Annotated in this window: 4 protein-coding genes; 3 read left to right on the top strand and 1 reads right to left on the bottom strand. The window is 63.3% G+C overall.

Annotated features, from left to right (window positions below; all coding sequences use genetic code 11):
- Positions 1 to 150 precede the first annotated feature (150 nt).
- Positions 151 to 951 carry a PepSY domain-containing protein gene (locus HMPREF0372_RS07290; RefSeq protein ID WP_226916223.1) on the top strand — a complete coding sequence of 267 codons (801 nt, stop codon included), beginning with the start codon at positions 151 to 153 and terminating at the stop codon, positions 949 to 951.
- Positions 952 to 1,026: 75 nt separating this feature from the next.
- Here HMPREF0372_RS07290 and HMPREF0372_RS07285 read toward each other — a convergent pair whose 3' ends face one another.
- Positions 1,027 to 1,935 carry a LysR family transcriptional regulator gene (locus HMPREF0372_RS07285; protein WP_007490270.1) on the bottom strand — a complete coding sequence of 303 codons (909 nt, stop codon included), beginning with the start codon at positions 1,933 to 1,935 and terminating at the stop codon, positions 1,027 to 1,029.
- 132 nt (positions 1,936 to 2,067) lie between these two features.
- Between HMPREF0372_RS07285 and HMPREF0372_RS07280 the strand changes: the two genes are divergently transcribed.
- Together HMPREF0372_RS07280 and HMPREF0372_RS07275 are read left to right on the top strand one after the other, a co-directional pair.
- Entirely contained in the window at positions 2,068 to 3,012 is a 945-nt protein-coding gene (locus HMPREF0372_RS07280) for a flavodoxin family protein (protein WP_009259330.1), read from the top strand.
- Between the two features lie 18 nt (positions 3,013 to 3,030).
- The gene (locus HMPREF0372_RS07275; protein WP_050810481.1) at positions 3,031 to 5,022 is read left to right on the top strand and encodes an oxidoreductase; all 1,992 of its coding nucleotides are present in this window, start codon (positions 3,031 to 3,033) and stop codon (positions 5,020 to 5,022) included.
- The last annotated feature ends 294 nt before the right edge of the window (positions 5,023 to 5,316 follow it).

The following is a 5,316-nucleotide window of genomic DNA, read 5'->3' as shown; positions in this document are numbered from 1 at the left end:
GTTCACCGTCCAATATGTTTGACAAACCTACATTCCAAAAAAATAATATTTTTTTGCTTCCGTGCAATAAACGGCCCCTCTGCTTCATTTTACTGTCAGAACGGGCGGGAAACCCCGCCGCAGATTTGACAGGATAAAGGAGTTTTGATGATGAAAAAGGGTTTTGGAAAAGGCTTTTGCAGTGGTATTCTGGTGGCTGCCCTGACGGTGGGCCTGGGTGTGTCGGCCATGGCGGCCAGCCGCACCATCACCGTGGATGACAACATCCGCATCACCCTCAACGGTGCGGTCTTCTCCCCCAAGGACGCCAAGGGCAGGGATGTCCCCCTGTTCTCTTATAACGGCACCACCTACGCCCCCGTCCGCGCCATCTGTGAGGCCGCCGGCCTGAAGGTGGACTTTGACTCCGCCAACTATACCGCCGTCCTCACCACCCCCGACCGCTATATCGCCTCCACCCCCTCCGCCTCCAACTACATCTCCGTGGACAAGGCCAAGGAGATCGCCCTGAACCACGCCGGCGTGAAGGCCGCCGACGCCATCTTCGTGAAGGCCGGACTGGACTGGGACGACGGCCGCACCGAGTACGAGGTGGAATTCTACGCCGGGAACACGGAGTACGATTACAGCATCGACGCCACGACAGGCGCCATTCGCTCCTATGACCATGACTGGGATGATTTCTCCCTGTGGAATCCCGGAAACAACGCCGCCAACCCTTCCACCCCTGGCACCTCCACCAACAATCTGATCAGCGAGGCCAAGGCCAAGGAGATCGCTTTGGCAAAAGCCCCCTCCGGCGCCTCCGTGGTACGCTGCCACCTGGACTGGGACGACGGCCGCTATATCTATGAGATCAAGATGGTCTCGGGCACCATGGAGTATGAGTGCGACATCAATGCCGCCACCGGCGTCATCACCGACTGGGACGTGGACAGCATCTACGACTAATTCCTTTCGCAAACCGCTCCGTACCCGAAAGTACCGTCAGGCGCTGCCGCCTGACGGTACTTTTTTGCGTCTGCGTTAAAACAGCTCCGGATGCTCCAGAAGCCAGCGGTTGACCATAGCCATAAACCACTCCACGGCCGGATTGTCGCTGGGCTCCCGCCACGCCACCCCCAGCTCGATGGTCTGCCCATGCCCCTCCAGCGGGACAAAGGCCAGGCCGGTGGTATGCATGTACTCCCGAATCCGGAAAGGGAGAATGGCAATTGCCTGTCCGCACTCCACGGCAAAGATCACATCCTCCAGGGCGGGATACTCTGTGACCGACGCCGGGGTGAAACCCAGTCCCCGGCAGATCTGGAGGAACTGCTTATACATATAGGCCCCGCCGGTGTGGGACAGGCAGGCAAAGGGCTCCGTGGCCAGCTTGGCGTAGTCGATCACGGCGTTGTCCAGGCAGGGGTGCTCCCGCGGGCAGACCAGGCAGTAGAAGTCGGCCCCCAGCTTGCGGCAGGCGTAGCCGTTCATCCCCTTCAAGTCGGAGAGCACCGAGAAGCTCACATCATAAGCCGCCGCGTCGATGCCCGCCTGGATGCCGGTGGCGTCCCGCCGGATGAGCTCCACGCGGACCTGGGGATACGCCTCCCGATAGGCGGCGATCAGCCGGGGCAAAAAGTGGCGGGAGGGGGAATTGAGGTAGCCGATGCGCAGCTCCCAACATCCCGAGGCCTCCAGCTGGCGCAGGCGGCCCAGGGCCCGCTCCTCCTGGTCCAGGATGCGCTTGGCGTCCTCCAGGAAGAGCTCCCCGGCCCGGGTGAGCGACACGTTCCTCGTGGTGCGCAGAAACAGGCGTGCGCCCACCTCCCGCTCCAGGGCGGAGATCTGATGGGTCACGGCGGGCTGCGTCACATAGAATTCCCGCGCCGTCTCGGTAAAGTTCCGGTAACGGGCCACCGACACGAAATAGCGAAGCTGCTCGGTGTTCATTGCGCTCCCTCCTCTCCCTGCTCGTATTATAAATTGATAACGCTTTTTTATCAATCCTGGAAAAAACGTGAATTTCACTTTTTTCGCCCGGAGTGATACAATTTGCCCGATTATAAAAGAGGAGTGATGCGCGTGGCGTTTCAAGTAATGGGCGTGACCGCCGGACGCAAGGACAGCAACTGTGAAATCCTGCTCAAGGAGGCTCTTCTGGCCTGCCGGGAGCAGGGGGCCGAGGTCCGCATGATCGATCTGAAGGATTACGAGCTCCTGGACTGCAACGGCTGCACCGCCTGTACCATGGGCATGTCCATGGGGAAGAACACCGGCTGTTCCCTGGCGGACAAGGACGACAAGCAGAAAATCATGGATGTGATGCTGGAGCAGGATGCGGTGATCTTCTCCGCCCCCACCTATGATCTGATGCCCTCCTCCCTGTTTTTGAAGTTCATGCACCGCAACCTGGCCTATGAGTCGGCCTTCCTGACCAAGATCGGCGCCATCGCACCCCGGGACCGGGTGGGTGCGCTCATCGCCGTGGGCGGCTCCACCCGCTCCTGGCAGTCCATGGCCCTGGAGTGCATGCAGGCCACCACCTTTACCAACAGCTTCAAGATTGTGGACATGTACATGGCCACTCAGGTTCCCGCCCCCGCCCAGGTGCTTCTCTACGAGGAGAAGGTGGCCCGGGTCCGGGAGATGGGCCTGAACGTGATGAAGGCCCTCAACACGCCCCCCGCCGAGCGCAAGTGGCTGGGCGATCCGGACTACGGCTGGTGCCCCAACTGCCACTCCAACGCCCTGTGCCTGGGCGAGCCCCAGTGGAAGGGGCTGCAGTACCCCATCGAGTGCGTGGTGTGCGGCGCGGGCGGCACCCTGGAGCAGACCGAGGACGGGCGCTGGAAATTTGTCATCGCCGAGAACGGGCTGGAGCGTGACCGCACCACCGAGGAGGGCCGCGGGGTTCACTGCGACGAGATCGCCGAGACCCAGGGCGGCTTCTTCATGGATCCGGCCAAGCGCCAGCTGGTGGCCGAGCGCCTGCCCAAGTACCAGAGCATCCAGTTCCCCGGCATCTAAGGAAGGAGTCTGATTGTCTTGAAATTCGAGCATCTGTTTTCCCCCATGCAGGTGGGTAAGGTGACCTACCGCAACCGCATCGTCAGCGCCCCCATGGCCTTCGGCCTCATTGTTCAGAACCCGGACGCCCGGGACTTCACCTACCGCAAGCTGGAGGCCAGCGCCAAGGGCGGCAACGGCTGCGTCATCGTGGGCGAGACCGACGTGAACTTTGTGGACGCCGTGCGCATCCCCGGCTTCCGCCCCTTTGACTTTGCCAAGCCCGAGGAGGATCCCGAGACCTTTGACGCCGTGGGCGAGTATGCCCGCCGCATCAAGCGCCACGGCGCTGTCGCTCTGGCCGAGCTGGTCCACTGCGGCAAGGAGAAGGTGCCCTTCGGCCCCGGGCAGGAGGCCATCGGCCCCATCGAGACCACCAACCTGGCCGGCGTGAAGGTGCGCCCTATGAACGAGGACGACATGGCCCGCATCGCCCGCGACTTCGCCGTCTCCGCCACCTACATGCAGAAGGCGGGCTTTGACGGCGTGCTCATCCACGGCGGCCACGGCTTCCTCTTCACCCAGTTCCTCTCCCCCCTGATGAACACCCGCACCGACAGCTACGGCGGCTCTCTGGAGAACCGCGCCCGCTTCCCCCTCCAGATTCTGAAGGCCGTCCGGGAGGCGGTGGGCCCCGACTTCCTGGTGGAGCTGCGCATCGACGGCACCGACCACCAGCCCGGCGGCATCACCCCCGAGGAGACCGGCGCGTTCGTCGCCATGGCCGAGCCCTACATCACCTCCGTCCACGTGACCTGCGGTATCTATGAGGCGTCGGTCAAGTCGGGCACCGAGAGCTCCATGTTCCACCCCCACGGCCTGAACATCGACAACGCCGCCATCATCAAGAAGTACACCAAACTGCCCGTGGGCGCCGTGGGCGGCATCAACTCCCCCGAGCTGTGCGAGCAGGCCATTGCCGAGGGCAAGATCGACTTTGCCATCCTGGGCCGCCAGATGCTGGCCGACCCCGAGTTTGCCAACAAGGCCAAGCGCGGCCATGAGGATCAGATCCGCCGCTGCCTGCGCTGCTACAAGTGCTTCCCCGGCTCCCCCGAGGAGGGCTATGACGACCTGCCCTTCACCAGCGAGGAGCTGGCCCTCTACGTGGGCCACTGCACCATCAACCCCCTGGCCCACCTGCCCTTCGATCCCGACACTCTGGCCCCCGCCTCCAAGCAGGAGACCGTGCTCATCGTGGGCGGCGGCGCAGCCGGCATGCAGGCCGCCATCACCGCCTGCGACCGGGGCCAGAAGGTCATCCTGGCCGAGCAGGGCCCCCGCCTGGGCGGCCTGCTGCGGTTCACCGACGTGGACACCGACAAGCCCGACCTGATGAACTTCAAGAACCTGCTGGTGCGCGAGGTGGAGCGCCGTGACATCGACGTGCGGCTCAACACCGTGATCACGCCGGAGAACATCACCTCCTTCGGCGCCGACGGCGTCATCTTTGCTACCGGCTCCCTGCCCTCCTGTCCCCCGGTGCCCGGCATCGGGCACGCCCACAAGGCCATGGACATGTACGACGGCAATGTCAAGCCCGGCCACAAGATTGTTATGGTGGGCGGCGGCCTGGTGGGCTGCGAGGCCGGCCTCTTCCTCCAGAAGACCGGCCACGAGGTCACCGTGGTGGAGCTGCTGGGCCGGCTGGCCAACGAGTCCTTCGGCATGTACCGGGAGGCCCTGATCTGGGAGATGGAGAAATGCGGCATGGCCATGCTGCCCAAGACCCGCTGCCTGGAGATCACCCCCACCGGCGTGAAGGTGGAGAACGCCGGCGGCGTCCAGACCCTGGAGGCCGACACCGTCCTCTTTGCCCTGGGCATGAAGAGCGTGGACATCGCCCCCCTGAAGGCCGCCGCCGAGGCCGCCGGACTCAAGACCTGGGTCATCGGCGACGCCATCCAGCCCGGCAAGGTGGATCAGGCCACCCGCAGCGCCTATCTGGCCGGCATCGAGGTGGGCCGCTGAGTCCCCCGCCCCGGAATAAATCAACCCCTCCGGCTAAACCGGAGGGGTTCTGCTTGTCGGAAAAGCGGCAAGAGCCACTTTTTCGAGGGAGATGCGCGCAAGATGAACCTTGATTCCCGACGGAAAAGTCGGCTCATCTTGCGCGGAAGTGTCATTTCCGGGGCGCATGTCCCCGGAAATGACTGATTTTCATGTTATTCCTGCGGCTGTGGCCGCAGGAATTCTGCGAGGCTTTCCTTCCTGGAAGGTTTTTCGCCCGTCTGCGGCCTGGGTATTGGCGGCTTCTTGAGCGAC

Source organism: Flavonifractor plautii ATCC 29863 (assembly GCF_000239295.1).
Classification (GTDB): Bacteria; Bacillota; Clostridia; order Oscillospirales; family Oscillospiraceae; genus Flavonifractor; species Flavonifractor plautii.
This window is presented reverse-complemented; position numbering and strand designations above follow the sequence as displayed.

Excerpts from the sequence above, each read along its gene's own strand:
- HMPREF0372_RS07290 (WP_226916223.1), top strand. The coding sequence starts at position 151 with ATGAAAAAGGGTTTTGGAAAAGGCTTTTGCAGTGGTATTCTGGTGGCT.
- HMPREF0372_RS07285 (WP_007490270.1), bottom strand. The coding sequence starts at position 1,935 with ATGAACACCGAGCAGCTTCGCTATTTCGTGTCGGTGGCCCGTTACCGG.